This window comes from Nonomuraea helvata (assembly GCF_039535785.1).
GTDB classification, from domain to species: domain Bacteria; phylum Actinomycetota; class Actinomycetes; order Streptosporangiales; family Streptosporangiaceae; genus Nonomuraea; species Nonomuraea helvata.
In genome coordinates, this window is record NZ_BAAAXV010000005.1 from 1556778 (window position 1) to 1583754 (window position 26977).

Sequence of the window (26977 nt, forward strand, 5' to 3'; positions counted from 1 at the left end):
TCAGTCCTTGTCCCTGCTCGGCTTGAGCCAGAACGGCACGGAGGGGCTGTCACCCCCGGAGCCGCCGCCGTTGCTGCTGCTGCGCAGCCAGAGCGGCGGGGCCTCGGAGGTGCGGGACGACGGCTCGTCGGACCCGAAGATCCGCGGGCCGGACGAACCGCCGGACGCCCTGGGAGCGCTGCTCGGCCGCGACCCGCCGCCGGACCTCGAGCCGCCGCCCGAGCCTCCCGACCCGGAGCCGCCGAACAGCCCGCCGCCGGACCCGCGCGAGCGCGTCCCGCCCGACCGTGAGCCGCCCGAGCCGCCCGAGCCGCCGAACCGGGAGCCGCGGGAACCGCCGGACGAGCCACCGTGCGACCCCGACGACGAGCCGCCGCGGGACGCCCAGCCGCCACCGGACCCGCCGCCGAACCAGCCGCCCGCCGAGCCGCCGGATCCACCCGAGCCACCGGACGCGGCCGCGCCGGCCGCCCGGGGGCCGCCCGCCGCGGCACCGCGCGTGCGGGTGGGCGTGCCGCCCAGGTTGAGCGGCGGCGCCGTGCCCCTGCGCGGCTCCAGGGGCGCCCTGGCTCCCGCCTTGCCGCCCTGCTGGTCGGTGTCCAGCGGCGCCGCCGTGGCCGGGATCCTGGCGCCCGTGGTGACGCCCTCGCCCTCCTCGGCGCGTACGCGAGCCTGCCCCGCGCCGGCCGCGGCCGTCGCCGCCGCTCCCGCCGGGTTGGCCACGCCGGCCGCCCTGATGAGCGGCTCGGCCTTGCGCAGCCCCCAGCGGCCGATCCTGGCCGAGGCGACCGGCGGCAGCACGCCTGCAGAACGCTCGAGCACGGACGAGCTCGCGGCCTCGCCGAGCATGCGGGTGGCGACCGTGTGGCCGCTCATGGAGGCGAACAGGTGCTGGAACGGCCTGCGGTAGAAGAACACCGCGATCGTCAGCAGGGCCATGAACAGCACCTGCATGCCCCAGGGCATGGCCGTGGAGATGATCAGCGCGTAGCCGTACACCAGGACGCTGAGCACCAGCGTGAGCACGGCCTGCCTGAGCAGGGTGCCGACGAGCATCTCCACCCAGCGCATGGCCACGATCCGGCCGCTGCCCGGATGCACGCCGATCAGCAGGAACACGGGCCCGAGTATCAGCAGCAGCAGGAAGCCCACCTTCAGCACCAGCAGCGAGACCGCCACCAGGAAGATGAGCAGGCCGGCCACGATGGCCGCGATGAACGCGCCGACGGCCACGCCGAGCCTGTTGGACCAGTCGCGGCCGGAGAAGACGGTGTAGACGGGGTCGTTCTTCAGCTTCTCCGCCAGGGAGGCGTACTCCGACTGGCGGGCCCCCACGTCGGGCGCCGGCTGGCCGGCCACGGTCCGCGGGACGGACTGCATCTCCAGCACCTTTCGGCCCCAGTCGCGCACGATGGGCTGCTGCGGGTCGGCGGTGCCGAACAGGCCCACCAGCCACGGCTTGCAGACCAGCGTGGACCACAGCGCGTCGGCGTTCTGGTCGACGCCCGGCGTGCCGGTCTGGCCGTAGCCGCCCGCCTTGATCTGCGGGGCGGCCTCGCCGGGCGGCGGCAGGCACGAGGCGCCGCCCGCGCCGGGCAGGCCGGAGAAGGCCGAGTTGACGACCTCGCCGGTCTTGTCGGTCACGACCTTGCCGAGGCCGGTGAAGTCGCCGGGACGGCTGAAGAACCACACCGCCACGGTGACCGCGAGCACCATCCAGATCACGCCCTCGGCGGTCGTGGTGGCCCGCTTGCGGATCAGCCCGTACCAGGCCAGCCAGATCGCCCCGATGATCACGATCGGCTGGAGGAACTTCCAGTACATGGCGTCGGCGAGGTTCGTGACGATGTCGTCGACGACGTCCTTGATCGCCTGGAGCGGTCCCTCGGTCGACGCGGCCTGGTACGTGGTGATCGTCAGCCGGTCGACGGCCTTGGCCGCGGTGAAGATGCCGTTGGCCCACATGTTGCCGAGCACGGCGACGTAGTCGGAGCAGCCCAGGTCGTGGGTGTGCCAGAACTGGCCGCTCATGCCGAACTGGGAGTAGTTGGTGACCGCGGCCTGTGCCCCGCCCTGGGGGGCCGGCGCCTGGATCAGGCCGTCCAGCCCGCCCCCGACCATCTCGGGGTTGAGCGGGCCCGACAGGTCACAGGGCGCCGCGGCGGCCGGGGCCGACAGGCCGCCCACGACGATCGGCATCACGAGGATGCCGCTGACGAGCGCGAGAGCCAGCGCGAGGCGTCGCGATAGCCGGATCTTCATGACCGTACCTCCTGCGCTCTGCTCACGCCCCCTTGAAGATCATCATGCCCGGCGCCGTCGGGTTTGTCGTGTGTCGGGTTCGTGTCGAGCCAACGGAGAAGTTCCTCGGAGATCAGGTCTACTCCGATCCGCCCGGCCCTGCCATCCAGATCGCGGAAAATGCATTCCCCGTTGCCGAGCGAGCGGAGCACGGCCTTGTGCTCCTCCGACGGCTCCACACCGAGCAGCGACATGACGTGGTCCACCTCGACCCGTTCGGTGGACCTGAACGCGAAGACGGATGACAGGCAGTTGGTCACCTGCTCGTTCAGCAGGTCTCCCGCGTTCTGCGAGACCAGCACCAGAGCGGTGTTGCGGGAGCGGCCCATCCGGCTGACCTCGGGCACCAGCTTGGCACCCTCGGGTGTGGAGGTGATCGCCCACGCCTCGTCCAGGAAGATGGCCTTGGGTGCGCGCCGGTCGAGGCCGTTCATCAGCCTGCGCGCGAACTGGGAGACCAGGTAGAGCAGCGCCACCGACAGCCGCTGCTCGTAGGAGTAGTCGTCCCTGGTCGTGGCCACGTCGGGCAGCGTGAGGCCGCCCAGCGTGAACACGGTCGTCCACCCCTCGCTGTCGATCTGGTCGCCGCCGGAGGGGTCGAAGCAGAGCCTGGCCAGGTGCATCTCCGACATGGAGCGCAGCACGGCGCCCAGGTTCTTCGACGCGGGGTCGTCGGCCTGCTCCAGGAAGTCGACGACCTTGCCGAGCGAGGGGTCGGGGCCGTTGGAGACCGCGGCCACCGCCTGGATCATCGCCGACTCGCGCTCCTCCGACATGCGCGGCAGCAGCAGCCGCAGCGTCTCGGTGGCCATGGTCTTCTTCGCCGCGATGTCGTCGCCGAACGAGAACGGGTCCAGCAGCCCCGGCGCCGCCGACCCCAGCGGGATGACGCGGGCCTTGCGGCCCCGCTTCTCCAGCAGCCGGATCAGCGACTCCGCGTCGCCCTTGGGGTCGATCACCGCGACCGTCACGCCTCTGAGCGCCATCTGGTAGATCATCAGCAGCGCGAGCGTGGTCTTGCCGCCGCCGGGCTCGCCGGTGATCGCGATGGCCGTCGGCCGGTTGCGGGTGGCCGCGACCAGCGGGTCGAAGTGCACGATGCTGCGGGCCCTGCCGACGGTCTCGCCGATGTACGGGCCGAGCCAGCCTTCGTTGCCGCCGTCGTCGAGCCGGTCGCCGAGATCGACCGTGGCGGTGGCCATGCCGCCCGCGATCGTGCGCAGCGGCTGCCGCTGGGCGTAGGCGTTGACGCGCACCTTCTCGCCCGGCAGCGACTCGGCGAACAGCGAGAACTGGTCGCCCGTCGAGTTGACCACGTCGATGCCCATGTCGCGGTAGTGCTCGACGACCGCCTCGACGCGCTGCACGCAGATGTCCTCGGTGGGGGCCGACACGATCAGGCGGTGCCAGCCGTACACGAAGGGCAGACGCTCCTTGGTGATGCCGTGCTCCAGCAGACGGGCCGCGTCGATCTGCTCGGCCAGCGCGAGCGGCGCCTCAGCGCCGGCCTCGCGGATGTGGTGGTCCATGTCACGGGCGTGCGCGAGCTTGCGCGCCACGTCCTTGGACGCCTTGACCGGCGGGATGAGCCGCATCCGCGACGAGATCTCCACGGGGAACGGGAGCTGGTCGGCGAAGTGCATCCACGGCTCGCCGTCGGGGAAGGGCATGAGGTCGGGGAAGCGCGCGAACGACAGGTAGGCCACGTACGAGTCGCCCTGCGGCTGCACGATGCGCAGCAGCGACCTGCCGTTGTGGATCTCCCCCTCCACGAGCGACTCGATCTCGCCCCTGCCCCAGCGCCGCTTCGGGCTGGCGCTCGGCGGCGGGTCGCCCAGCGCGCCCGCGGCCGCGTGCTGGAACAGCCACGCCACCTCGACGGAGGTGGCGTGCCTGGCGTAGAGGGCGCTGGACGCGAGTGCTCTCCCGAGGCGTTCGGCTGATTCGGTCCACCGCCCGATCTCGCTGTCGGGTACGTGGTCGTCCTCCATGCCGAGCGCCTTCTCGGTCTTCTGGTAGAGGCCGAAGATCTGGGCGAGCGCGCCGGCGCCGAGCTGCTTGCCGCGCGGGCCGAGCCGTACGCCGAGGTAGACCTCCTTGGACCAGAAGTCCTTCGCCCAGACGTGCCGGTACATCTCCTCCAGGTAGTCGCGCCAGCCGGGCCCCTCGTCGGACGTGGCGTTGAGCGCCATGGCCCACTCCGCGGCGGGGTACGTGCGGTGCGCGATCCTCAGGTGGACCTCCGCGTCGGGCATCCTGATCGCGGCCAGCGCGATCGTGATGTTGGTGGCCAGCGCCTCGCGCTCATCCGGGGTGACGAACTCGTAGCTGACCGTCGGGAGGCGGAAGTACGCCCATGCGCTGGTGTCCGTGAGCAGGATGCGGTCGTCGAAATAGCGGACCGCGAGGCGCTGGTGCGCTCGTGACGCCCTGCTCATGCCGCCCCCTCGGCGCATGAACGGGCCCTACCTGCTCGCTTGTTCACTTATCGCTCACCGATTCTCGTGCCCGGGGGGTCACTCGCCAACTCCTCTTCGCTCGGACGGACGGTCTGTGCCTGTGCCTTTGCCGCGAAGCCTGCGACCACGACGCCGGCGAGGGCGAGGTAGGCCCGCCTGCCGGCCGCGCGCAACTGCCCGGGATCGACGACCTCCGCGCCGTCGGGCGCCAGACCGTCCTCCCAGGGGACCCTGACGATGGCCCGGCACCTGCCCCTGGCCACCGACTCCGCCTGCTCGACGTCGGCCATCGAGCGCCTGCTCACGCCGTTGACCACCATGACCGCGCGCCTGCGCAGGTCCGCGCAGCCGTGCCCGTCGAGCCACTCGTACGTCATCGCCACCGCCTCGGACGCCTCCTCGCTCGCGGGGACCACCAGCACGAGCTGGTCCGCGTACGGCAGGACCCGCGCGGCCAGCGCCGGGGCCGGGTCGATGACGGCGAGCTTGTAGTGGCGGTCGAGCAGGCGCATGGACTCGCCCAGCCGGTGGTCGGAGAAGAACGACCGGTCCGCCAGCCGCTGCTCTGCGCCCGCGTCGGTGTCCGCGCTGATCACCTCGAGCCCCGAGGCGGTCCTCGTCGTGTACCCGCGCATGGTGAGATACCCGCTGACGCGGTCGAGCCCGGACAGGAGCGAGGTGAGGGTCTCGGGCGTCTCCGGCTGGATCTTGCTGGTCAGGGTGCTGCCACCGGTGTTGGCGTCGACCGCCACCACCCTGTCGTCGCGGTATCTGGCGAAGGTGTGGCCGAGCATGAGCGCCGTCGTGCTCTGGCCGGCGCCGCCGGTGCAGCCCAGGACGACGATCCTGCGGCTGCCGCTGAACACGCCCCTGGCCCTGGCCTCGTCGATCTCCGAACCGTCGGTCCGCACCCCGCCGCCGCCGACGACCACCTGAGCGATCCGCCGCCACCCGCCGGAGTCACGTCCCACCACGGACTCGACCCGCCGTACCCGGCCCTCCCCCGGCCTGGGCACCGGCACGGGCGCCACGAGCCCACCGGCCCCCTCACGAGCCGCCGCCCCCTGGCCGTTGCCGCCACGGGCCGCCGGCTCCACCCGCTCACGGGGAGCAGCCTGTTCCACCCGCTCGCCACGGGCCGCCGGTCGCACACGGTCACGAGGGGCAGCCTGTTCCACGCGCTCATCAGGGGCCGTCGGCTCCACGCGCTCGCGGTGGGTCGCGGGCGCGTCCGGCCGCCCGCCACTCGAACCGCGCTCCGGCACGTCGGCGCCGCCCTCGGCGGCTTCCCGCGTGTCGTCAGCCGCCTGCTCGGCCGTCCCCTGGGCATCCGCCTCGCGTACCGGCTCGGCGCTTCCTTGAGTGTCCGCATCGTCGGGCACCGCGGCGATCGCCTGAGGGATGCCGCTCTTCGGCGACTCCGCACCGCCCGTTGTGTGAGAGGTGCCGGCCGTCGCGTCGGATGCGGTGCTCGGCTCGGTCGGGTCCTGCGTGGCGGGTGAATCGGGGGCGGTCTCCGCCCGGGCGTGCTTGGGGGCGGCGGGGCGGGGCAGCGGCTTGGCGTTGGGATCGAGCGGCGGCCAGACACGCTTCGTGCCCGGCAGCACCAGCGCCGGCCCCAGCCGGGGCGGCTGGCCCTTCCTGTGCTGGTCCCGCGCGACCTCGTCCTCGCGCCGCTCGTCCTCGCGGCGCTCTCCCTCCGGATGTCCCGCCGCGTCGGCAGCCACGGTGTCGGCAGGAGGGGCGTCGGCAGGAGGGGCGTCGGCGCTGGCCGCGAGCTTCCTCAACCGTCGCAACGCCTCAGTGTCGATGGGTTTGCCGGTGGCGGGCTTGTGACTCTCCCCGGTGCCGAGCGGCCCGACGGCAGGCTCCTGCGCCGCGACGTCACCGCGAGCAGCGGGCGCGGCGCCCCGCATGCCACCACGCTCCCGAGCGGCCGCCTCGTCCTTTCCACCACGCTGCCGGGTGGCGTCCTCTCCCCTTCCGGCACGCTCCCTTACGGCGGCCTCTCCAGCGCCGCCACGTTCCCGGACGGCCGCACCCGTCGTACCGCCGCGCTCCGGGGCGACGGTCTCCGTTGGCGAGCCTTCGTGGACAGCGACCACCGGTGCCTCCTGGCGGCGTCCAGGGCCGCCTGGAAGGGCCTCCTGGCGCTGCAACCCACCTGCCGTGGGCCCTGGCGCCGAAGCCGGAGCCGCCTGGCGTGACGAGGCCTTGAGGGCGGGCGCCGTGCCGCGGCGGGTGCCCCAGCGGCCGGTGGTCGGCTCCGCCACGGGAGCCTGGGAGACGGCGGCAGCCGCGGCGGCGACCGCCGGGCGTACCTGGCGGGGACCGATGATCCGCTGGCCCTCGCGCCGCCGCTGCGGTTGGCGGGCCTTGCGGGGCGCCTTCGACTTGGCCCTGGCGGGCAGGGTGCGCCAGACGCGGGCGGAGAACGTGACCGTCTCGGGCTCGGACGTGGGCGCGAGGCGGTACCACGCCTTCGGCTGGCCCAGGTAGCGGAGCTGGGACTCGAGGAGCTCGGTGAGCCGCTTGCCCTCGATGACGGGACGGGTGGACAACCACGTCACGATGCCCGGCGGCACGAGGAACAGCACGTGCCAGGGCATCTCCACCGGCACGCCCACCAGGACCAGCAGGAGCGACCACGGGACGAACACCCCGACGAACACGCCGATCCAGACGATCGGGAGCGGCATCGGCAGCCGCAGGTCGTACAGCTTGTAGAGCCGTTTCTCGATCCGCCAGATGTTCGTATATGTGGGCAGGTCCACGCCGGTCCTCCTCTCCACCCGCTCGTTCATGACCGCCAGGGAGCGGTCTCAACCCTCACTTGATGCCCAGTGCGCCGGCGATCGCCTTCGCCGTCACCTCGATGATGTTGGGAACGTAGAAGATCACTCCGATGGCCACAGCCAATATCAGGAACTGCACAAATCGCGTGATCTCGCGGGTGAAGAGGAAGAAGAGTGCGACCACGGAGACGACGACGAGGAACAACGGGGCGAAGAACCCGCGCAGGAAGTTGGCGAGCCCTCCGGTGTCCAGGCCGGTCGGCGTCGGCGTCGGCGACATCTCGATCAAGGTGAGCACTACGGTCTTCAAGGTCACTTCTTGTCCTCCCGGGGGGTATCGATCAGCAGCGCGGCCGTGCCTCTATCCAACGACCCGACCGGCGCCGCGGATGTCGGCGACGAACCACTTGTCGCCCTGCTTCTCGACGGTCAGGCGGTAGGCCATCTCCAGCGTGCCCCCCACGGCCGCCGGGTCGGTGGCATCGGGGGTCGGGGGCGTCTCGTTGTTCGGCACGACCCACACCACGACCGCCTGGATGTCTCGTGTGGCACCCCCCACAGGCACCACGACCTTCTTCAGCTCTTTGAACGTGAACGTGCCGCCGAAGCTCGGCAGAGTCTTGCCGGAGGCGACATAGCGCTGCAGACCGGCGGTGTTGCCGAGGGCGTAGTCGGTGAAGAAGCCCTTCAGTTGCTCCTTGAGCTCGCTCGCGGTCGCCTCGTCGGTCTCCGGCGCGGCCAGTTGGGGCACGTCGGCCGGGCCAGGGGCGGGCAGGACCGCGGGACGCCCGACGACGGCGAACCTGCCGCCGGCGTCGTCGCCCGCGTAGTAGACCGGGACGGACAGCATCAGCCTGCGCGGGCCTGACTGGAAGGCCACGCTCACCACCGCGTTGTGGGCGTCGCTCGCCTCGAGGTCGTACGCCTGGATGGCGACGGCCGAGAGCTTGCCGTAACCGTCCCATCCCATTTGCGGGTCCATGCCCTCGGCCAGGAACGCGGCGAGCTTACGCGACCTGCTGGCCGCGTCTTCCGGGCTGAAATTGAGATAGACCCCGGCGAACTGGGCGGCGAAAGCCATGCCCCGGTCGGCGGGAAAACCATGGTGAGCAGGCGCAACGGCATTAGGGGTCGATGTCCCTTGCTGGGTAAATCGCTCAAATGGGGCACGAACCCCATTCACTACGATAACCACAATAAGCGCCCAGAGAACGATGCGGCCGACCCACACCAGCCACCGTCCGCCGCCGCCCGACCAGCCGCCGCGCCGCGGCCTGCGGGACGGCGGCTCGTCGTAGTCAGCCGTGTCAAGGCGCGCGGAAAGCTCGGGGTCGCCAGCGATCCGAGGATCGTGCTGGACGGTAGACCTACGAGCCATCACGCCTCCGCTCGCGCCGATCCCCCCGGCTGGCGCGGTGTCGTCCGTTGCCGATCCCCATCATCCGCGGTGAAGTAGTCACCCTATCCGGTCTCCGCCATTGTTCCAGGAAAGCCACGCCCATGCTGCGGCATGACCGACCTGACGGCAAACCGGACCGGACGGCAGGCGTCATTGCCGATTCCTGTCATCTCCTGGGTGAATAGCCTTTTGACCAGGGCAGACGCCTGAAATCGCATAGCGCGACAGTCACGGATTCCTGTCCAACAGGCATGGACTCTCGCGACCTGCGGATTTGGTATGGATCGCGGCGACCCCGGGCCGTCAGGCGGGCTCCGGGTCCTGCGTGGGCCTCGGCTGCCGCCTGCTGTGCAGGTCCACGACCGTCGGCTGCACCGCCCGCTCCAGAGAGCCGCGCAGGTCGGCCAGCATCTCCGCGGCATCGCGTTCACGTATGCGCGTCGCCATCTCGTTGCGCTCGTCGACCTTCCTGCGGAGGTACGCCTCGCGGTTGACGCGCAGGCCGTACATGAGCTCGACCCTGATCAGGGCCAGCTCCTCCTCGAGGCTGATGCCCGCGAGCGTGGGCGCGGGGCGTCGTTTCCGGATGATGCGACGGATCATGAGGGCCTCCCGAGTCAGCGTGAACGCCGTGACGATTCGACGCGCGGGGGCCCAAAGTGGTTGACGCATCAGTTTTCCCGGCATCAGACGCCTATCGACTCCCGACGTCAGACGCCTGAGGGGGCTGCACCGCCGTCCACGCGGCAACTTAGCGTAACCGACGACTGCGCTGAGTGATTGCGCCGACGACACGCGGCAACTCGCCGGGCAGGACGTCATCCGGGACGACGGTTCACGCGTCTTCTGGTGGGCCGGAGTCCTCGGCGCGTACGGTCAGTCGGTCGTCACTCAGGCGGATCGTCAGCAGCGAACCGGGAGAGACGTCCTTGGCAAGGCGCACCACCTCGCCCGACGGGTGCTGGACGATGGCGTAGCCACGCTCCAGCGTGGCCGCCGGGGACAGCGCGACCAGGCGGGCACGCAGGTGGGTGAGGTCGTCGGAGGCCCGGTCGAGCGAGCTGGACAGCGAGCGCCTGGCCCGGTCGCGCAGCGACTCGGCCTGCTCGGCCCGGCGCTCCAGCTCGCGCACCGGGTCGGCCAGCGAGGGCCGCGAGCGCAGCGAGGTGAGCCAGGACATCTCCCGGTCGAGCCAGCCGCTCATCACCCTGCGGCCCCGGTCGCGGAGCTGGCGCACCAGCGTGAGCTGCTCGCCGACGTCGGGCACGACCTTCTTGGCCGCGTCCGTGGGGGTGGAGGCGCGCACGTCGGCCACCAGGTCGAGCAGCGGGCTGTCCTGCTCGTGGCCGATCGCGCTGACGACGGGGGTGCGGCAGGCGGCCACCGAGCGTACGAGCGTCTCGTCGGAGAACGGCAGGAGATCCTCCAGGGAGCCGCCGCCGCGGGCGATGACGATCACGTCGACCGAGGAGTCGGCGTCGAGCTTGCGCAGCGCCTCGGTCACCTCGCCCACCGCGTAAGGGCCCTGGACGGCCACCTCCTCGACCTTGAACCGCACGGCGGGCCAGCGCCTGCGGGAGTTCTCCAGCACGTCGCGCTCGGCCGCGGAGTCGCGGCCGCAGATGAGCCCGATCGTGCCGGGCAGGAACGGCAGCCGCCGTTTCCTGTCGGCGTTGAACAGCCCCTCGGTCGCCAGGAGCTGCCTGAGCCGCTCCAGCCTGGCCAGCAGCTCGCCCACACCGACCGGGCGGATCTCCAGGGCGGTGAAGGCGAACGAGCCTCTGTTGACCCAGAAGTCGGGCTTGACCTGCATCACGACCCTGGCGCCGTCGGCCGGCCTCGGCACGGCGGCCTCGTAGACGCCGCGCGGGGTGGTGACCTTGGCCGACACGTTGGCGACCGGGTCGCGCAGCGTCATGAACACCGTGCCGCCACGCGCGCTGAGGTCGGTGATCTGGCCCTCGACCCAGACCGTGCCGAGTCTGCCGATCCAGCCGCCCACCATCTGAAGGACCGTACGGATCGGCAGGGGAGACTCGGGTGAGGTCTTGTCGGTCATGGCCGAAGACTACGGGGTGAGGGTGACTATTCCCCTGCCTGCAGCTTCGCCAGGCGGTTCTCGAACATCTTGATCACCTCGGGCCGCGCCTTCGTGGCGTTCTCGAAGGCGAGGAAGTCGCCGATCTGCTCGGCGGTCTTGCCCCGCATCCTGGCGCGCAGGGACGCGACGGTCATCTCGGCGTAGCCGGGCAGCGGCTCGGCCTGGTCCGCAGAGGCGGAGGCGGCGGTGGCCGCTGCGGCGGCGGCGAGGGCCGGCGCGGCAGCGGGCTCCGGTGCGGCTTCGGGCGTGGCGGCGGCCTCGTCGGCCGGCTTCTTGGTCGGCTTCTTGGCCGCAGCGGGCTTCCTGGCGGCGGCGGGCTTCCTGGCCGGGGCCTTGCGGGTGGCCTTCGGCTTGGCCTCGGGAGTCTTCTCCACGACGGCGGCCTTCGCCTCGACCTCGGCAGGCTCCTCGGCGACGGCGGGCTTCTCCGAGACAGCAGGCTTCTCGGAGACGGCGGGCTCGGCGACCGTGGCGGCGGGGGCGACCTCGGGCTCAGCGGCCTTGGGCTCGGCCGCGGGCTCCTCCTCGACAGCGGGCTCAGCGGCGGCCTTGGGCTCCTCCACGACGGTGGCCGCGGGCTCGGCGGACTTGGACTCGGCCGCGGGCTCGGCGGACTTGGAGTCGGCCTTGGGCTCCTCCGTGGCGGCGGGCTCGGTGGCGGGCTTGGGCTCCTCCGCGACCGCCTGCTTGGCGGCGGCCTTGGGCTCCGCCGCGGGCTCCTCCTCGACAGCGGGCTTGGTGGCGGCGGAGGTCTCGGTGTTGGCGGTGGCCACGGACTCGGACTTGCCGGCCGGGGTGAAGATGACCGGGTCGGGCTTGGTCTTGGCGGCGCCGTTGGGCTCGGCCGCGCCCGGGCGCGGCGCGAAGATCACCGGCTCCTTGCGAGCGGGCTTGTCCTCTTCCGCCGCCGGAGCCGCGGCCACCTGGTCGGCGGCCGAAGGACGCGAGTCGTACGACTCCTCCTCGCGCTCCTCCTTGCTGCCCAGGTTCTTGATGGAGTTCTTCACCCGGTCGACGACCAGCAGCGCCTGGCCGGCCGCACTGAGCGTGGTCTGGATGACGAGCAGCGGAAGGTCCTTGGCCTTTTCCTTGAGCTCGTCCTTGTTGGTGACGGTCTTGGCGATGTTGCGTATCACGTCGCTGAGGGACATGACGTCTCCCTGGGAGGTCAGTATTGGACGGCTAGTCTGGCAAAACGCGGGCAAGCACGCACGCGCAGCCCTGATCGCCGCTCCACGTAGCATAGAAAGTATGGAGCCCCAGACCTCTACTTCCCGCCGAGTACTCGTAGCCAAGCCCCGCGGCTACTGTGCCGGAGTCGATCGAGCCGTGGTAGCGGTCGAGAAGGCTTTGGAGCAGTATGGTGCGCCGATCTACGTACGTAAGCAGATCGTCCACAACACCCACGTGGTCAAGACGCTCGAAGCCAGGGGCGCGATCTTCGTCGACGAGACCGAGGAGGTCCCCGAGGGCGAGATCGTGGTGTTCTCCGCCCACGGCGTGTCCCCGGCCGTGCACGAGGAGGCCAGGCAGCGCGGGCTGCGCACCGTCGACGCCACCTGCCCGCTGGTCACCAAGGTGCACAACGAGGCGCGGCGGTTCGCCGGCCAGGACTACGACATCCTCCTGATCGGGCACGAAGGCCACGAGGAGGTCGAGGGCACCTCGGGTGAGGCCCCTGACCACATCCAGCTCGTGGACGGGCTCGACGCGGTCGACAAGGTGCAGGTGAAGGACCCGAGCAAGCTGGTGTGGCTGTCGCAGACCACGCTGTCGGTCGACGAGACCACCGAGACGGTGACCCGGCTCAAGGAGCGCTTCCCCACGCTGATCGACCCGCCGAGCGACGACATCTGTTACGCCACCCAGAACCGGCAGGTGGCGGTCAAGGAGATCGCCGCCGAGGCGCAGCTCGTCATCGTGGTCGGCTCCGAGAACTCGTCCAACTCCAAGCGCCTGGTCGAGGTGGCCAAGGACTACGGCGCGGAGGCCTCGTACCTGGTCGACAACGCCACGTTCATCCGCGACGAGTGGCTCGAAGGGGTCACCACGGTCGGCGTCACCAGCGGCGCCTCCGTCCCGGATGAGCTGGTCGAGGAGGTGCTGGCGCGGCTGGCCCAGCACGGGTTCGGCGACGTGACGGAGGTCGAGTCGGTGCAGGAGAGCATGCGCTTCGCCCTGCCTCACGAGCTGCGCAAGGACCTGCGGGCGTCCTAGTCGTCCCCGCGCGGCGTCCCGTACACCTTGGGCTCGAAGTAGCCCTCCGGTTCGGGCACGAACGTCTGACGCGGGCGCGGCACCTCCGCGCCCGCCTTCAGCTCTTCCCGCAGCTCGCGTACGTTGTCGCGCAGCCCGCGCCGCCAGGCGACGCCCAGCACGATCGCCGAGCCCGCGAACAGCCACGGCGCGCCGCTGGTCAGTGACGTGTAGAGGCCGAGCGCCAGCGACTGCACGATCGACACCGAGCCGAATGCCCGACCGAGCTCGACGAAGAGCGTGGCGCAGAAGAACACCAGCGGCGGCGTCACCACCAGCGACAGCAGCTCGCGCCGGTTGACCATGAGCGCGCCGAGCAGGCTCGACAGCACGAAAGCCGCGCCCACGACCTGCTGGACGTCGAACAGCGCCGCCAGCACGTAGCCCGCCAGGGTGGCGACCAGGGCGAGCGCGATGGCGCCGCGAGCGGTCAGCCTGACCGCGGAACGCCGCTTCTCACCCAATGCCCCACCCCCATTTATTGCGACCCGTTGGCCAACTTACCGTTCGAGTGGGAAAGCAGATGCGAGGTTTCGAGCAGTTCCGGGGATGCCAGGGGTCTGGGCAGGCCATCGAGCATGTCCGGCGAGTCGAGATCGCCGTCCACAACGCCCAGATCGTGCAGCTTGCGCGCGGTGACCAGGACGCGGCTTTCGAGCGACCCGACCGATTTGTTGTACGCCTCCACAGCCCGCGTCAGTGCCCTGCCGAGCGAGTCGACGTTCCTGCCCAGGGATGACAGCCGCTCGTACAGCTCCTTGCCCAGCTCGAACACCGCCCGCGCGTTCTCGCTCAGCGCGGCCTGCTGCCAGGCGTAGTGCGCGGTGCGCAGCATCGTGATCAGCGTCGTCGGCGTGGCGATGTGGACCCGCCGCGTCATGGCGTACTCGAGCAGCCCGGGATCGCGCTCGAGCGCGGGGGCCAGGAACGCCTCACCCGGGATGAACAGCACCACGAACTCCGGCGACGGGTTGAACCCCTGCCAGTAGGACTTGGCCGCCAGCCGGTCGATGTGCTCGCGCACGTGCCTGGCGTGGGCGTCGAGCCTGACGGAGGCCAGGGACTCGTCGGACGCCTCAGCGGCCTCCAGATAGGCCGCCAGCGAGACTTTGGAGTCGACCACGATGTTCTTGCCGCCGGTGAGCCTGACGACCATGTCGGGGCGCATGGAGCCCTCGGTGACCTGCTCCTCGAAGTCGCAGAAGCGCTGCATGCCGGCGATCTCGGCGACCCGGCGCAGCTGGAGCTCGCCCCACCTGCCGCGTGCCTCCGGCCGTTGCAGTGCCCTGACGAGGGCGGTGGTCTGGGAGCGCAGCTGCTCGTTGCTCTGCCGTACGAACTCCATCTGCTTGGCCAGCTCGGCACGGGCCGCACGCTGGCCCGACTCGGTGTCGCGAAGCTGCGACTCGACCCGCGCCAGCGCGTCCTTCAGCGGCTCCACCAGGTGCTCGACGGCCTGCCTGCGCTGCTCCAGGTCGCCCGTGGCCTCGGCGCGGCTGGCCGCCAGCCTGGTCTCGGCCAGCTCGAGGAACCGGACGTTGTTGACGTCGAGTGCGCGCGTGGACAGGGCCTGGAAGCGCTCGGCGAGCTGCTCCTCGACGTAGACGAGCTTGTCGGCGGCCGCCTTGGCCCGCGCGTCGGCCTCCGCCACCCGCACCGCCGCTCTCGTCCTGGCCACCAGGAACCCGATGACGAGCCCGGCGGCCAGACCTGCGAGAAGCGAGACGATGTCCACCCGGCCGATGATGGCAGGACTCCGGCGCGCCGTTCCCGCCCGACACGCCCGTTACGCTCAGCACGTAAACTTGGGTGCCGTGAGCGAGCGGAGCGAGGGAACCATCAAACACAGCAGTCAAAGACTCATGACGCCGACGGAGTCGGTGGCATGAGTCTCTCCATCGGTATCGTCGGTCTGCCCAACGTCGGCAAGTCCACGCTCTTCAACGCGCTGACGAAGTCCGGCAACGCGCTCGCCGCGAACTACCCGTTCGCCACCATCGAGCCGAACGTGGGCATCGTGGGCGTGCCCGACGACCGCCTGCCCAAGCTGGCCGAGATCTTCGGCTCGGCCCGCGTCCTGCCCGCCAAGGTCGAGTTCGTCGACGTGGCGGGCCTGGTCAAGGGGGCTTCCGAGGGGCAGGGCAGGGGCAACCAGTTCCTCGCCAACATCCGCGAGACCGACGCGATCTGCCAGGTCGTCCGCGTCTTCAACGACCCCGACGTCACGCACGTGGACGGCGAGATCTCTCCCAAGCGCGACATCGAGACCATCAACACCGAGTTGATCATGGCCGACCTGCAGACGGTCGAGAAGGCCGTCCCGCGCCTGCAGAAGGAGGCGCGCAACAACAAGGACAGGAAGGTCGCGCTCGAGGCCGCTGAGGCCGCCCTGCGGGTGCTGGAGACCGGCAAGACCATCTTCGAGAGCGGCCTCGACCGCGAGGAGCTGCGCGAGCTGCACCTGCTGACGGCCAAGCCGTTCCTGTACGTGTTCAACCTCGACGCCGACGAGCTGACCGACACCGCGCTCAGGGAGCAGCTGTCGACGCTGGTCGCCCCGGCCGAGGCGGTCTTCATGGACGCCAAGATCGAGTCGGAGCTGGTCGAGCTCGACGAGGAGGAGGCGCTGGAGCTGCTCCAGTCCGTCGGCCAGGAGGAGTCGGGGCTGCGGCAGCTCGCCAGGATCGGCTTCGACACCCTCGGTCTGCAGACGTACCTCACGGCCGGGCCGAAGGAGAGCAGGGCCTGGACGATCCGCAAGGGCGCCACCGCGCCCGAGGCGGCCGGCGTGATCCACACCGACTTCCAGCGCGGCTTCATCAAGGCCGAGGTCGTCTCCTTCGACGACCTGGTCGAGCTCGGCTCCATCGCCAACGCCCGTTCGGCGGGCAAGGCCCGGGTCGAGGGCAAGGACTACGTCATGCAGGACGGCGACGTGGTGGAGTTCCGCTTCAACGTCTGAGCCTTCAATGTGAGCAGGGCGCGGATACTCGAGGTCAGAGGCCTGCTCAGCCTCTGACCCTCCGCAGGGGTCGGTGCGCCGCCGGCCGCTCAGCCTGCGGTGTCGAAGTTGATCGCGCTGTACGCCCGCAGCTTCCAGAGCTGGTGCTCGCTCTCGATCTTGCGGATCGTTCCCGACCGGCCGCGCATCACCAGCGACTCGGTCACCGCCGAGCCCGCGCGGAACCGTACGCCCTGCATGAGCTCCCCGTGCGTGATGCCGGTCGCCGCGAAGAACACGTCGTCGGACCTGACCAGGTCGTTCGTGGTGAGCACCTGGTTGAGGTCGTGCCCGGCGTCCAGGGCCTTGCGGCGCTCGGCATCGTCGCGTGGCCAGAGCTTGCCCTGGATCACGCCGCCCAGGCACTTGAGCGCGCACGCGGCCACGATGCCCTCCGGCGTGCCGCCGATGCCCAGCATCAGGTCGATGCCGGTGCCCGTACGGGCCGCCATGATCGCGCCGGCCACGTCGCCGTCGGTGATGAACTTGATCCGCGCGCCCGTCTCCCTGATCTCCTTGACCAGCCGCTCGTGCCTGGGCCGGTCGAGCACGACCACGGTCACGTCGGAGGCCGAGCAGTGCTTGGCCCTGGCGACCGCGTTGATGTTCGCGGAGACGGGAGCCTCGATGTCGACCACGTCGGCCGCCTCGGGGCCGGTGACCAGCTTCTCCATGTAGAACACGGCCGACGGGTCGTACATCGAGCCGCGCTCGCTCACCGCGATCACCGACACCGCGTCAGGCATGCCCAGCGCGGTCAGTCTGGTGCCGTCGATGGGGTCCACGGCCACGTCGCAGTCGGGGCCGCTGCCGTCGCCCACCTGCTCGCCGTTGAAGAGCATCGGGGCGTGGTCCTTCTCACCCTCGCCGATGACCACCACGCCGTTCATGGAGACCGTGTTGATCAACTGGCGCATGGCGTTCACCGCCGCGCCGTCGGCGCCGTTCTTGTCGCCCCTGCCGACCCACCTGGCCGCCGCCATCGCCGCCGCCTCCGTGACGCGGACGAGCTCCAGCGCCAGGTTCCTGTCAGGGGCGTGCTCACCCGTGGCGAGCGCAGGCGGTACGGATGTCTGATCGGACATGATGAGCAGCCTCCTTGTGGGAAATCTACGTCGATCGTAGTTGCCCCTCTATTCCCGCCCAGAGGCGGATAATCTGCCCGGACGCGGGTGGGTTCGTGACAGGGGACGGCCTCGGTAAGCTGCGAGTGGATCGCCCTGTCATATCGGGGAACGGATTTTGCGCCATACCGTGTGCACGTGAAGGATCTTGCCTCCACGATGGAGCATGGCGCCCTGCCATGGAGGAGATCTGAATGAGCGATGTGGAGAACATGGCCGTCCAGCCACACACGTCCGAGCGGGGCGCGGCCACCCGTAGCTCACTGCTCGCCGCCGCCAGGGAGGTCTTCGTCTCCAAGGGGTTCGCCGAGGCGGGGGTGACCGACGTGGTGGCGAGGGCCGACGCCAGCGTGGGCAGCCTGTATCACCACTTCTCCGGCAAGGCCGATCTCTACCTCACGTTGTTCGAGGAGTTCCAGGTCAAGCAGTCGCAGCGGACCAAGCAGGCCGCCCGTGCGGCCCGCGCCGCCGGCGAGACCGACCCGATGCGCGTGTTCATCAGCGCCGCCCGCGCCTATCTCGACGGGTGCCTGGAAGACCGCGAGCTGGCCGACCTGTTCCTGCGCGGCGACGGGCCGCCCGGCTTCGACGTCGTCATGCGCGACAGGCTGCGCAAGTGGGCGCAGCTCAACGCGGCGCTGTTCGAGGACGAGAGCGCGCTGGTCGTGGTGGTCACGGGCGCGCTGGCCGCGGCCGTGTCCGAGGTGGTGCGTACGGGCGACCGCGCTCTGGCCGAGGAAGTCCTCGCCATCATCGGCCAGATCCGCCCGGCCACTTCGGCGACCGCCCCCACCAGCGGGTAACCTCGCCAACTGTGCGACGGTTCACCCAAGGTTTCTACGGCTACGCGGTAGCTCTGTTCGTCTGCCTCGCGGCGGCCGGACTGTTCCTGCTGGTCACTCCGCAGAGCCGGGAGGAGCACATCCCACGGCTCGATTACTCGATCACCGTCGCCAACTTCGGCCACTCGGTGCCGTACGGCGTGTATGCCCCGCAGAAGGACCCGGCGGGCTGGGTGCCCAACAGCAACAAGATCGCCAAGGGCGAGAACGGCGCGCAGGTCCTCTATCTCGGCTACGCCACCGCCAAGCGCCAGCACGCGATGTTCGTGCAGAGCAACGAGCAGCCGGCGGCCGGGTTCGCCAGCCGGATGGCCAACTCCGACAAGGCGGTCGGCACGCAGCAGGTCGGCGACGTGACGTGGGAGCAGCGCTTCCGCCAGGACAAGAACCAGCGCTCGCTGGTCCGCGTCCTGCCCGAGGTGACCCTCGTGATCACCGGTACGGCCGATTGGCCCGAGCTGGCCGAGCTGGCCTCCGTCCTGCGGCAGCGCCCCAAGGGCTGAGCGCTCCGGCGCTTCACGTACGCCCAGCTCCACGGATGTCGGCCGGCGCGTCTAGGGTGGTGCCCGTGGCAGCAGACGCGAAGGCACCTTCAGACGAGCAGGCACCCTCATACGAGCAGGCGCGCGAGGAGCTGACCGAGGTGGTGCGCCGGCTGGAGACCGGCGGGCTCACCCTGGAGCAGTCCATCGAGCTGTGGGAGCGCGGCGAGAAGCTGGCGGCGGTCTGCGAGGAATGGCTCCAGGGGGCCAGGGTCAAGCTCGCCGCCGCCATGGCGCGCCGCTCCGAGCCCACAGCGGGCAACTCCAACGACACGCCGTTCTGACGGTCGCCGCCTGGTCCTGAGCCCCTCTTGAGGCCGGGCGGCCGTGCGGAGGTCAGGCGGCCGCGCGGTAGAGCGCTATCACGGGGATGAGGCGGCTCGTCTGGGTCTCGTAATCGCGGAAGCCCGGCCACTTCTCCGCCATCCGCGCATAGAGCTCGTCGCGCTCGGCACCCTCCACGACCACGGCCTTGACCTTGAACGTCTCCGCCCCGACCTCCGCCGTCGCCTCGGGCGTGGCGCGCAGGTTGTGATACCAGGCGGGGTGATGGTCCCGGCCGGCGTTCGAGGCGATGACGATGTAGCGGTCGCCGTCGGCCAAATACATCATCGGCGAGGTCGACGGGTTGCCGCTCTTGGCTCCTGTGGTCGTGAGCAGCACCAGGGGAGCCCCCTCGAACATGCCGCCGACCCGCCCCTCGTTGGCGCGGAACTCGTCGATGATCTGCTGGTTGAACTCGTTGGGCATTTCGACTCCCGTTAATCGGAGGACCCTCCGGTTAGAAGCTTAACCGGAGATCACTCCGGTTTCCAGCGGTATGCTCCATCCGTGTGCGGACGTCGATTGCTGCCCGTCGTCGGGCAACCCCAGCCGGAGCGGGCCGACGCCGCGCGGAACCGGCAGAAGATCATTGAAGTCGCGAGCCGGATGATCGCCGAGCGAGGCACCGACGAGCTCTCGCTCGACGAGGTGGCCAGGGTCGCGGGCGTCGGCGTCGGCACCGTCTACCGCCGCTTCGGCGACCAGGCCGGACTCCTCTACGCGCTGATCGACGAGCGGGAGCGGCTCTTCCAGGCCGCCTTCCTCTCCGGGCCGCCGCCGCTCGGCCCCGGCGCCCCCGCCGCCGACCGGATCGAGGCGTTCCTGTACGCGCTGGTCGACCGCATCGTGGCGCAGCCGGGGCTCTACATGTTGCTGGAGAAGGGCGGCGGCATGAAGAGGTTCGCCGCCGGGCCGTACCGGGTGCACCACATCCACCTGGCCACCCTGATCGCCCAGGCCTGCCCGCGCGCCGCCGCCCCCTACCTGGCCGACGCCCTCCTGGCACCGGTCAGCGCCTGCCTGATCGCGTTCCAGCAGGAGGAGCGCGGCATGACCGTCGACGACATCAAGAGCGGTCTGGCCTCGCTGACCACGGCCGTCATACGCGGCCACGCGCAGGGGTAGCAAACTCGCCCGTGCACGTCAGCGCGTGAGCATGTCACTGTGGGTACGAGGCCCACTCACGCCAGGCGAGGAGGAACGTCGAAATGATCCCAGGCTGCGGCAACTGTAACTGTGGCGACGTGCTTCACGAAGGGACCCCATCGCACTGGACGGCGCTGCACATCGAGTAGCCCCAGCAGCTCAGCCCGCCGTCACCGCGGTCACGGCGGGCTGACTTGTCCGGTCAGCGGCGGCGCTTGCGGCGGGGTGGTTCCTTGATCTTGATCTCGCCCACGAAGTTCGTCGTGCGCACCTCGACGACCGGCGCGCCAGGATCGGTCGGCTGCTTGGTCAGGCGGACCGTCTTGTCCTTGGCGACCCGGATCACCTCGAGCCCCTCCGGCACGTGGATCTCCAGCCCGCCGAAGACGAGGGTGGCGTTGATGATGACCTGCCGGTTCTGCAGGATCGCGTCGCGGAGGTCCAGCTTGGTGGTGCCGAACATGGCCGTCACGTCCAGCTCGGCCGGCACGACCCAGCGCCCCCCGCGCTGCTCCTGCTTGAAGATGGCCGACACGGGGCGGCCGTCCAGGTTGAGCGGCTGCTGGTCGGCGGGCAGCAGGTCGGTGGTGAGCTCGGCCAGTTGGCCGAGCGTGCGCGCGGAGTAGAGGACGCCCAGCCGCTCCTCCAGCTCGTCGAGGGTGAGCCGGCCGTCGGCGTGCGCGTCCTGGAGCACCTGGGCGACGCGCTCGCGGTCGGCGTCGGACGCGCGGAGCTCGTGGGGTGGCGGTACGTCGTCAGCCGCGTGTGGTCGCCGGGCCGACACGAACTCCTCGGCCAGCCGCTCTCCGACTTCCTGCAGCTTCGGCAACCACGATCCCGCGCGTTCGTTCACACATCCGACGATAACCGGCGCCCGCGAGAATCGCTCGCGCCGAACGGACCCGCATCACCGGATTCGCGCCAGAAGTCCGGCAATCTCCTCCGCCAACTCCACGTTCACCTCGGCGTGGCGGTTGAGCAGCCGGTACCACATCGCACCGAACACGAGGTCGACGGCCAGCTCCAGATCCACGTCATCCGGTACGGCACCGTGTGCCAGCACCGAGCGCAGGGCGGTGCGGCGCGGCTCGATGAGCTTCGCCCGCAGTTCGGTGGCCAGGGCGGGATCGGACTGCGCGTCGGCCATCAGCCCCACGACCACCTGACCCGCGACCCCTTGCGCCAGCGTGAACGTCTGCTCCAGGAACGTCACGAGATCGGCCCGCGCGTCCCCCGTGTCCGGCGGATCGGGCAGCTCCTCGGCCAGGACGTCGGTCAGGCTCTCGAGCAGGACCTGCGCCTTGGTCTGCCACCAGCGGTAGACCGTCTGCCTGCCGCTGCCCGCGGCCTCGGCGATGCCCTTCATGGTGACGCTCTGGTATCCGTCGCGGGCGCACAGGTCGAGCGCCGCCCGGAGGATCGCTTTCCTGGCCACTTCGCTGCGTGGTCTGCCAACCATGGCGCTCACTTTACAAGACATCATGCCTCGTTTATATTCGAGGCATGATGTCTCGTATTGAGAGGGATGCAGAGATGCGCGTAGTGATCGTCGGCGGCACGTCCGGCATCGGCCTGGGTACGGCGGCCCGGCTGGCCGCGGGCGGGGCCGAGGTGTTCGTCACGGGCCGCTCGGAAGAGCGCCTCGAGGCGGCGTTGAAGCAGCTCGGCGACCAGGCGAGCGGAGAGGTCGTCGACGCCCGCGACAGCGGCGCGATGCGGGCGCTGTTCGAGCGGCTCGGCACCGTCGACCATGTGATCATCACCGTGACGGGCCGCGGCGGCGCCGGGCCGCTGAGCTCGCTGACCGGCGACGCGATCACCAGCGCGGTGCAGAACAAGCTGGTCCCCCACCTGCTGACCGCACAGGCCGCGCTCGCCGCGCTGCGCCCCGGCGGCTCGATCACTTTCGTGACGGCGGCATCCGCGGGCGCGGCTCTCGCCGGAGTCTCCGTCCTGGCTGCGGTGAACGGGGCGATCGAGGCCGCGGTGCCCGGCCTGGCGGTCGAGCTGGCGCCCATCAGGGTGAACGCGGTCTCCCCCGGCGTGATCGACACCGACTGGTGGTCGGGGCTGGGGGACGAGGCGCGGGCCGCGTTCCTGGAGGGCACCGCCGCCGCTCTGCCGGTCGGACGCGTCGGCACGCCCGAGGACGTGGCCGTCACGATCGAGTACGTGGTGCGCAACTCGTTCGTGACGGGGACCGTGCTGACCGTGGACGGAGGCGGGAGACTGAAGGCCTGAAGACGATACGGAATCTACGCGCGCTCCTCTCCGTTGATCTCGGCAAAGGGAGGTGTGTACGTGCATCAACCGGCGCGATGGGGTCTCGGCGCGGCAGGCGCGGGCATAGCGATGATCGTGGTGCTGGAGCTGACCAGCTTCGACGAGATGAACCCGCTCAGGCGGACCATCAGCGAGCACGGCCTCGGCCCCGACGGGTGGATCTTCGGGTTGGCCGTGGGGCTGCTCGCGACAGGGTCGGCGGCCATCGGGGTGTCGCTGGCGCGCAAGCGGCTGGCCGGGATCTTCGGCACCATCGCGCTCATGGGGTGGAGCGTGGGGCTGCTCATGACGGCGTGGTTCGAGAAGAACGACTGGGCGGTGGGGCCGAGCCTGCACGGGAGCATCCACCGGGTGGGCAGCTTCGTCGCCTTCCTCAGCCTGCCGCTGGCCGCCGTGATCATCGCCAGGCCCTGGCGGCACCGCGAACGGTCGAGGGCCACGCTGGTGGCGTTCGGGCTCGGGATCTGCTCGGTGCTGTGGGTCGTGGGCATCGCCACGGTCATGGTGATCGGGGCGAGGCAAGGACTTCCGTGGTGGCGCGCCATGCCGCTCGGGCTCGTGGAGCGCGGCATGGCCGTCACGGAGGTGGCCGCCCTCCTCGCACTCGGCGTATGGGCCGCTGCCAGGCAACTCGAAACTGCCGCGAAGGTCGCGCCGGAAGAGCGGCGCTGACGGGAGATCCCGGCGAGGGCGGGCGCGATCATGGGTGGCGTAACGGAGTAGCGGGCCGCTAACCTGACCCCGCCTCACGTTTGATGTCCCCCCGATCAGGAGGCCGTAGTGCCGTCCCTGCGTGATCGCCAGGCCCGCCTCGCCACGTACGTCGTCTATGCCGTACAGGGCCTGTCATTCGCCTCGCTCCTCATCCAGGTCGCCAACCTGCAGACCAAGCACGGCCTCGATGACGGAACCCTGACGCTCCTGCTGCTGATCGTGCCCGTGTTCGCGGGGGCCGGCAGTGTGGCGGCGGGCACGTTCGCCAGCCGGTACGGCAGCAAGCTGCTCCTGCGCATCGCCCAGCCCGTGGTCGCGGCCGCCGTGGTGCTCGTCGGGCTGGCCCCGAACGTGCCGCTGTTGCTGCCGGTGCTCCTGCTGTTCGGGCTGGGCGTCGGCGCGGTGGACGCGGGCATGAACATGCAGGGCGTGGCGGTCGAGCGCAGGTACGGCGTGCAGGTGCTGAACGGGTTCCACTGCGTGTGGAGCGCGTTCAGCGTGATCGGGGCGGCATGGGCGTCGGTGGCCGCCGACCTCCCGCTCCCGTTGATCATGTCGATCCCGATGGTGTTCGCGGTGGCGGGCTCCCTCGCTTTCGGGCGCAGCCTGTGCACGCCCGAGGAGGAGAAGGTCGAGGACGCCCCGGCCGCCGCGGCCGCCGGCGGGTTCCCGTGGCGGCCGATCATCCCTCTCTGCCTGGCCATGGCCTTCCTGTACGTCGGCGACGCCGCGGTGTCCAACTTCAACACCGTGTTCATGAAGAACGTGCTCCATGCGAGCGCGCAGGTGATCCCGCTGGCGTACGTCGCGTACCAGGCGACCACGCTGGCCGTCCGGCTCGGCGGCGACCTCGCGGTCAGGCGGTACGGCCCCGCCGTCATCGTCAGGATCGGCGGCGTGATCGCCACCGTGGGCTTCCTCGGCGTCGTCCTCGCCCCGAACCAGCCGCTGGCCATCGTCGCCTTCGGGCTGACCGGGGTGGGGCTGTCCGTGGTGGCGCCCCAGTCGTTCTCGGCGGCAGGCAAGCTCGACCCGGCGGGGACCGGGGTGGCCATCGCCCGGGTGAACCTCTTCAACTACGTCGGCTTCATCGTGGGCGCCGCCCTGGTGGGCGGCATCGCGGACGCCACGGACATGCGGGTGGCGTTCGCCGCGCCCCTGGTGCTGGCCTCCGCCATCATCGCCCTCGCCGCGGGCTTCCAGCCCAAGCGCCAGGCCCCCGACCCCTCCACCACCTGACTCACCGGGGAGGCCGCGAGAGGCGCGCCGGCGGGCCTCAGTGCCGCACCTCCGCGACCTCGACGGTACGCCGCTCACGCAGCGACAGGTCGGCGGCCTCGGCCACGTAGAGGGCCTCGAGCGCGTCCTCGATCGTGCAGAGGCTCTGGTCGCTGGTCAGGAAGGCGTTGATCTCGTCGCGGTAGGCGGCCTCGAAGCGGGTGACGAAGTCGGGCCAGGGCTCGCCGAAACCGGGCAGGCCCTCGGTCGAGTGCAGCGGGGCGCGCGGGCCGAGTCCGACGGCCTGGGTGCGCCTGGTGCCGGCCAGCTCCATGCGCACGTCGTACCCGCCGCCGTTGTAACGCGAGCCCTGCAGGGTGGCCAGCGTGCCGTCGTCCAGGGTGAGGAGCGCGGCGCTGGTGTCGACGTCGCCCGCCTCCGCGAAGAACGGCGCCCCCCGGTTCGCCCCCGTCGCGTGGACCGAGACCACCTCACGGCCCGTCACCCAGCGCAGGATGTCGAAGTCGTGGATGTGGCAGTCGCGGAAGATGCCGCCCGAGGTCGCGATGTACTCGGCGGGCGGCGGCGCGGGGTCGGCGGTGATCAGGTGCACGCGGTGCAGCTCCCCCAGCTCCCCGTCACGCAGTGCGTGCGCCGCCGCCACGTACCCGGGGTCGAACCTGCGCTGGAACCCGATCTGCACCCGGTTGCCCGCGCTCGCCTCCAGCACCTTGACGGTCTCGGCCACCGTGCTCGCGACCGGCTTCTCGCAGAAGACCGGTATGCCCCGCTCGCAGGCCCTGACGATGAGCTCGGCGTGGGTGCCGGTCGGGGTCGCGATCACCACGGCGTCCGACTCGAAGGGGTCCCCCGGCCTGCCATACGGCGACGTACGCACGGGATCGGCCACGATCAGCTCGTCCACCAGCGGATGCGCGGCCAGGGTCGCGGCGTGAAAGGCTCCGATCCTGCCCAGACCCAGCAGTCCCACACGCATGACGCCTCCAATCGGGATCCGGCTTTCTTTCTAAGCGAGGTCTTCTCCCTCAGTCAACATTTTGTCCTGACATTCTGACTTTTAAGCCTCGTACGGCCTCGGCAGCCTTGTGCGCCGGCAGCCGGGCGAACCCCACCACCACGGCCGCGGGCCCCGGCGACTCGCGCATCGGCCCCACGGGCTCGGTGGACAGGCCGAGCTCCTGGGCGGCGCGCGTGGTCCTGAGCTCGTCCCAGCCGTCCGGCAGCTCCAGGTAGACGTGCAGGCCCGCGTCGATGCCCCTGACCCGGACCTCGGGCAGCTCCTCGCCCAGCGCCGTGACCAGGGCGTCCCGGCGGCGGCGGTACTCCCGGCGCATCCTGCGCAGGTGCTTGTCGTAGCCGCCGGTACGCAGGAAGTGCGCCAGCGCGTACTGCTCGATGACCGGCGAGCCCAGGTCCAGCTCGCCTCGTGCCCGGCGCACCGCCTCGGCCAGGTCGGGAGGCGCCGCCACCCAGCCCAGGCGGAGACCCGGCGCCATCGCCTTGCTCACGCTGCCCGAGAGGATCACCCGGTCGGGGGCCAGTCCCTGGAGGCAGCCCACGGGATCGCGGTCGAAGCGGAACTCGGCGTCGTAGTCGTCCTCCAGGATCGCCCGGTCGCCCGCGTACGCCCACTCCATCAGGGCGGCCCGGCGCGGCGGCGAGAGGACCACGCCGGTCGGGTACTGGTGCGCCGGCGTGACCACGACGGCGTCGCCGCTCAGCCGCCGCACGTCCAGGCCCTCCTCGTCCACGGGGACCGGCACGAGGTGCGCGCCCGCCCGCTTGAGCAGCGGCACCTGGCGGTGGCTCGTCGGGTCCTCGACGGCCAGCCGGAGCGGGCGCTGCCGGCCCAGCACGTGCAGGACCAGGCTCAGCCCCTGGGCCACGCCGCCCACGATCACGAGGTTCTCCGGGCGCACGTCCGCCGCCCTGACCCGCCTGAGGTAGCCGGCCAGCTCCTCGCGCAGCTCGGGCACTCCCCCGGGGTCTCCGTAGTCGAGGGCGTCCGAGGGGACAGTGGTCAGGACGTGCCTGACAGAGGCGAGCCAGCGCTCGCGAGGGAAGTGGCTGAGGTCAGGAGAGGTGGGGCGATGCCCGTAGTACGGCCCGCACACGGAGTTCGAGGGCGCCGGCTCGCGCCGGGGCGACGCCTTCGGGCGGCCGGCGGCCCTGGCGGTGGCCTTGGGGGTGACCTGGGTGCCGACGCCCACCTTGGAGACCAGGAAACCCTCGGCGACGAGCTGCTCGTACGCCTCCACCACCACGCCCCGGGAGACCTGGAGGTCGGTGGCCAGGTCGCGGGTCGCGGGTAGGCGGGTGCCGGGGGTGAGCCGCCCGCCCCTGATGGACTCGCGCAGCCCGGAGGCGATCTGCCCGGCAATCCCTCCCTCATCACGATTTATCTGGATATGGAGGTCAGCCATATTGGTCCTGTCTTTTGGCGGTACATTG

Annotated in this window: 25 protein-coding genes; 9 read left to right on the forward strand and 16 right to left on the reverse strand. The window is 70.7% G+C overall.

Features of this window, described 5'->3' with window-relative positions; translation table 11 throughout:
* The 8 genes from ABD830_RS26675 to ABD830_RS26710 all read right to left on the reverse strand — a co-directional run bounded on the left by ABD830_RS26675 (position 1) and on the right by ABD830_RS26710 (position 12206).
* A complete protein-coding gene (locus ABD830_RS26675; protein ID WP_344992691.1) occupies positions 1–2262 on the reverse strand; it encodes a type IV secretion system protein in 2262 nt (753 codons plus the stop codon).
* Positions 2259–4739, reverse strand: a complete 2481-nt coding sequence (locus ABD830_RS26680) for an ATP-binding protein (protein WP_344992694.1) — start codon at positions 4737–4739, stop codon at positions 2259–2261. The genes ABD830_RS26675 and ABD830_RS26680 overlap by 4 nt, the downstream gene beginning before the upstream one ends.
* Positions 4740–4786: 47 nt before the next feature.
* Positions 4787–7564 carry a TcpE family conjugal transfer membrane protein gene (locus ABD830_RS26685; RefSeq protein ID WP_344992698.1) on the reverse strand — a complete coding sequence of 926 codons (2778 nt, stop codon included), beginning with the start codon at positions 7562–7564 and terminating at the stop codon, positions 4787–4789.
* A gap of 25 nt (positions 7565–7589) precedes the next feature.
* Positions 7590–7835, reverse strand: coding sequence for a hypothetical protein (locus ABD830_RS26690; protein WP_344993050.1), 246 nt, complete (start codon positions 7833–7835; stop codon positions 7590–7592).
* An 81-nt stretch (positions 7836–7916) separates the two neighbouring features.
* Entirely contained in the window at positions 7917–8636 is a 720-nt protein-coding gene (locus tag ABD830_RS26695) for a conjugal transfer protein (protein ID WP_344992701.1), read from the reverse strand.
* A gap of 621 nt (positions 8637–9257) precedes the next feature.
* Positions 9258–9557 (reverse strand): hypothetical protein, encoded by a 300-nt coding sequence (locus tag ABD830_RS26700; RefSeq protein ID WP_344992704.1) that lies wholly within the window; start codon positions 9555–9557, stop codon positions 9258–9260.
* Positions 9558–9789: 232 nt separating this feature from the next.
* The gene (gene xseA, locus ABD830_RS26705; protein WP_344992707.1) at positions 9790–11013 is read right to left on the reverse strand and encodes an exodeoxyribonuclease VII large subunit; all 1224 of its coding nucleotides are present in this window, start codon (positions 11011–11013) and stop codon (positions 9790–9792) included.
* Between the two features lie 26 nt (positions 11014–11039).
* Positions 11040–12206 carry a hypothetical protein gene (locus ABD830_RS26710; RefSeq protein ID WP_344992710.1) on the reverse strand — a complete coding sequence of 389 codons (1167 nt, stop codon included), beginning with the start codon at positions 12204–12206 and terminating at the stop codon, positions 11040–11042.
* Between the two features lie 100 nt (positions 12207–12306).
* Here ABD830_RS26710 and ABD830_RS26715 point away from each other — a divergent pair, with 100 nt between their 5' ends.
* Complete coding sequence (locus ABD830_RS26715; RefSeq protein ID WP_344992713.1) at positions 12307–13272, forward strand: 4-hydroxy-3-methylbut-2-enyl diphosphate reductase; 966 nt, start codon at positions 12307–12309, stop codon at positions 13270–13272.
* On the opposite strand, the gene ABD830_RS26720 is transcribed toward ABD830_RS26715, so the two are convergent.
* Both ABD830_RS26720 and ABD830_RS26725 read right to left on the reverse strand, forming a co-directional pair.
* Complete coding sequence (locus ABD830_RS26720) at positions 13269–13775, reverse strand: DUF6542 domain-containing protein (RefSeq protein WP_344992716.1); 507 nt, start codon at positions 13773–13775, stop codon at positions 13269–13271. The two genes, ABD830_RS26715 and ABD830_RS26720, sit on opposite strands and share 4 nt — an antisense overlap.
* Positions 13776–13789: 14 nt before the next feature.
* Positions 13790–15046, reverse strand: coding sequence for a DNA recombination protein RmuC (locus ABD830_RS26725; protein ID WP_344992719.1), 1257 nt, complete (start codon positions 15044–15046; stop codon positions 13790–13792).
* 150 nt (positions 15047–15196) lie between these two features.
* Between ABD830_RS26725 and ychF the strand changes: the two genes are divergently transcribed.
* Entirely contained in the window at positions 15197–16273 is a 1077-nt protein-coding gene (ychF, locus tag ABD830_RS26730; RefSeq protein ID WP_344992722.1) for a redox-regulated ATPase YchF, read from the forward strand.
* A gap of 89 nt (positions 16274–16362) precedes the next feature.
* On the opposite strand, the gene glpX is transcribed toward ychF, so the two are convergent.
* Positions 16363–17397 carry a class II fructose-bisphosphatase gene (glpX, locus tag ABD830_RS26735; protein ID WP_344992724.1) on the reverse strand — a complete coding sequence of 345 codons (1035 nt, stop codon included), beginning with the start codon at positions 17395–17397 and terminating at the stop codon, positions 16363–16365.
* 233 nt (positions 17398–17630) lie between these two features.
* Between glpX and ABD830_RS26740 the strand changes: the two genes are divergently transcribed.
* The 3 genes from ABD830_RS26740 to ABD830_RS26750 are packed head-to-tail and all read left to right on the forward strand — an operon-like array spanning position 17631 to position 19104.
* Complete coding sequence (locus ABD830_RS26740; protein ID WP_344992727.1) at positions 17631–18239, forward strand: TetR/AcrR family transcriptional regulator; 609 nt, start codon at positions 17631–17633, stop codon at positions 18237–18239.
* An 11-nt stretch (positions 18240–18250) separates the two neighbouring features.
* On the forward strand, positions 18251–18781 hold the full coding sequence (locus tag ABD830_RS26745) for a DUF4245 domain-containing protein (protein ID WP_344992730.1): 531 nt from the start codon (positions 18251–18253) through the stop codon (positions 18779–18781).
* A 35-nt stretch (positions 18782–18816) separates the two neighbouring features.
* Positions 18817–19104 (forward strand): exodeoxyribonuclease VII small subunit, encoded by a 288-nt coding sequence (locus ABD830_RS26750; RefSeq protein WP_378520704.1) that lies wholly within the window; start codon positions 18817–18819, stop codon positions 19102–19104.
* 52 nt (positions 19105–19156) lie between these two features.
* On the opposite strand, the gene ABD830_RS26755 is transcribed toward ABD830_RS26750, so the two are convergent.
* On the reverse strand, positions 19157–19570 hold the full coding sequence (locus ABD830_RS26755) for a nitroreductase family deazaflavin-dependent oxidoreductase (RefSeq protein ID WP_344992735.1): 414 nt from the start codon (positions 19568–19570) through the stop codon (positions 19157–19159).
* 81 nt (positions 19571–19651) lie between these two features.
* Here ABD830_RS26755 and ABD830_RS26760 point away from each other — a divergent pair, with 81 nt between their 5' ends.
* On the forward strand, positions 19652–20269 hold the full coding sequence (locus ABD830_RS26760) for a TetR/AcrR family transcriptional regulator (RefSeq protein ID WP_344992738.1): 618 nt from the start codon (positions 19652–19654) through the stop codon (positions 20267–20269).
* Positions 20270–20492: 223 nt separating this feature from the next.
* On the opposite strand, the gene ABD830_RS26765 is transcribed toward ABD830_RS26760, so the two are convergent.
* Positions 20493–21143 carry a DUF1707 SHOCT-like domain-containing protein gene (locus tag ABD830_RS26765; protein WP_344992741.1) on the reverse strand — a complete coding sequence of 217 codons (651 nt, stop codon included), beginning with the start codon at positions 21141–21143 and terminating at the stop codon, positions 20493–20495.
* A gap of 54 nt (positions 21144–21197) precedes the next feature.
* Positions 21198–21749, reverse strand: a complete 552-nt coding sequence (locus ABD830_RS26770; RefSeq protein WP_344992744.1) for a TetR/AcrR family transcriptional regulator — start codon at positions 21747–21749, stop codon at positions 21198–21200.
* Positions 21750–21823: 74 nt separating this feature from the next.
* Between ABD830_RS26770 and ABD830_RS26775 the strand changes: the two genes are divergently transcribed.
* From ABD830_RS26775 to ABD830_RS26785, 3 genes are all read left to right on the forward strand, one after another.
* Positions 21824–22531: an SDR family oxidoreductase gene (locus tag ABD830_RS26775; RefSeq protein ID WP_344992747.1), complete on the forward strand. Its 708-nt coding sequence runs from the start codon at positions 21824–21826 to the stop codon at positions 22529–22531.
* A gap of 60 nt (positions 22532–22591) precedes the next feature.
* Positions 22592–23245: a DUF998 domain-containing protein gene (locus tag ABD830_RS26780; RefSeq protein WP_344992750.1), complete on the forward strand. Its 654-nt coding sequence runs from the start codon at positions 22592–22594 to the stop codon at positions 23243–23245.
* Between the two features lie 108 nt (positions 23246–23353).
* Positions 23354–24526 carry an MFS transporter gene (locus ABD830_RS26785; protein ID WP_344992752.1) on the forward strand — a complete coding sequence of 391 codons (1173 nt, stop codon included), beginning with the start codon at positions 23354–23356 and terminating at the stop codon, positions 24524–24526.
* 37 nt (positions 24527–24563) lie between these two features.
* Here ABD830_RS26785 and ABD830_RS26790 read toward each other — a convergent pair whose 3' ends face one another.
* Both ABD830_RS26790 and pdxR read right to left on the reverse strand, forming a co-directional pair.
* Complete coding sequence (locus ABD830_RS26790) at positions 24564–25502, reverse strand: Gfo/Idh/MocA family protein (protein ID WP_344992755.1); 939 nt, start codon at positions 25500–25502, stop codon at positions 24564–24566.
* A gap of 49 nt (positions 25503–25551) precedes the next feature.
* Positions 25552–26949: a MocR-like pyridoxine biosynthesis transcription factor PdxR gene (gene pdxR, locus ABD830_RS26795; protein WP_344992758.1), complete on the reverse strand. Its 1398-nt coding sequence runs from the start codon at positions 26947–26949 to the stop codon at positions 25552–25554.
* Positions 26950–26977 lie beyond the last annotated feature (28 nt).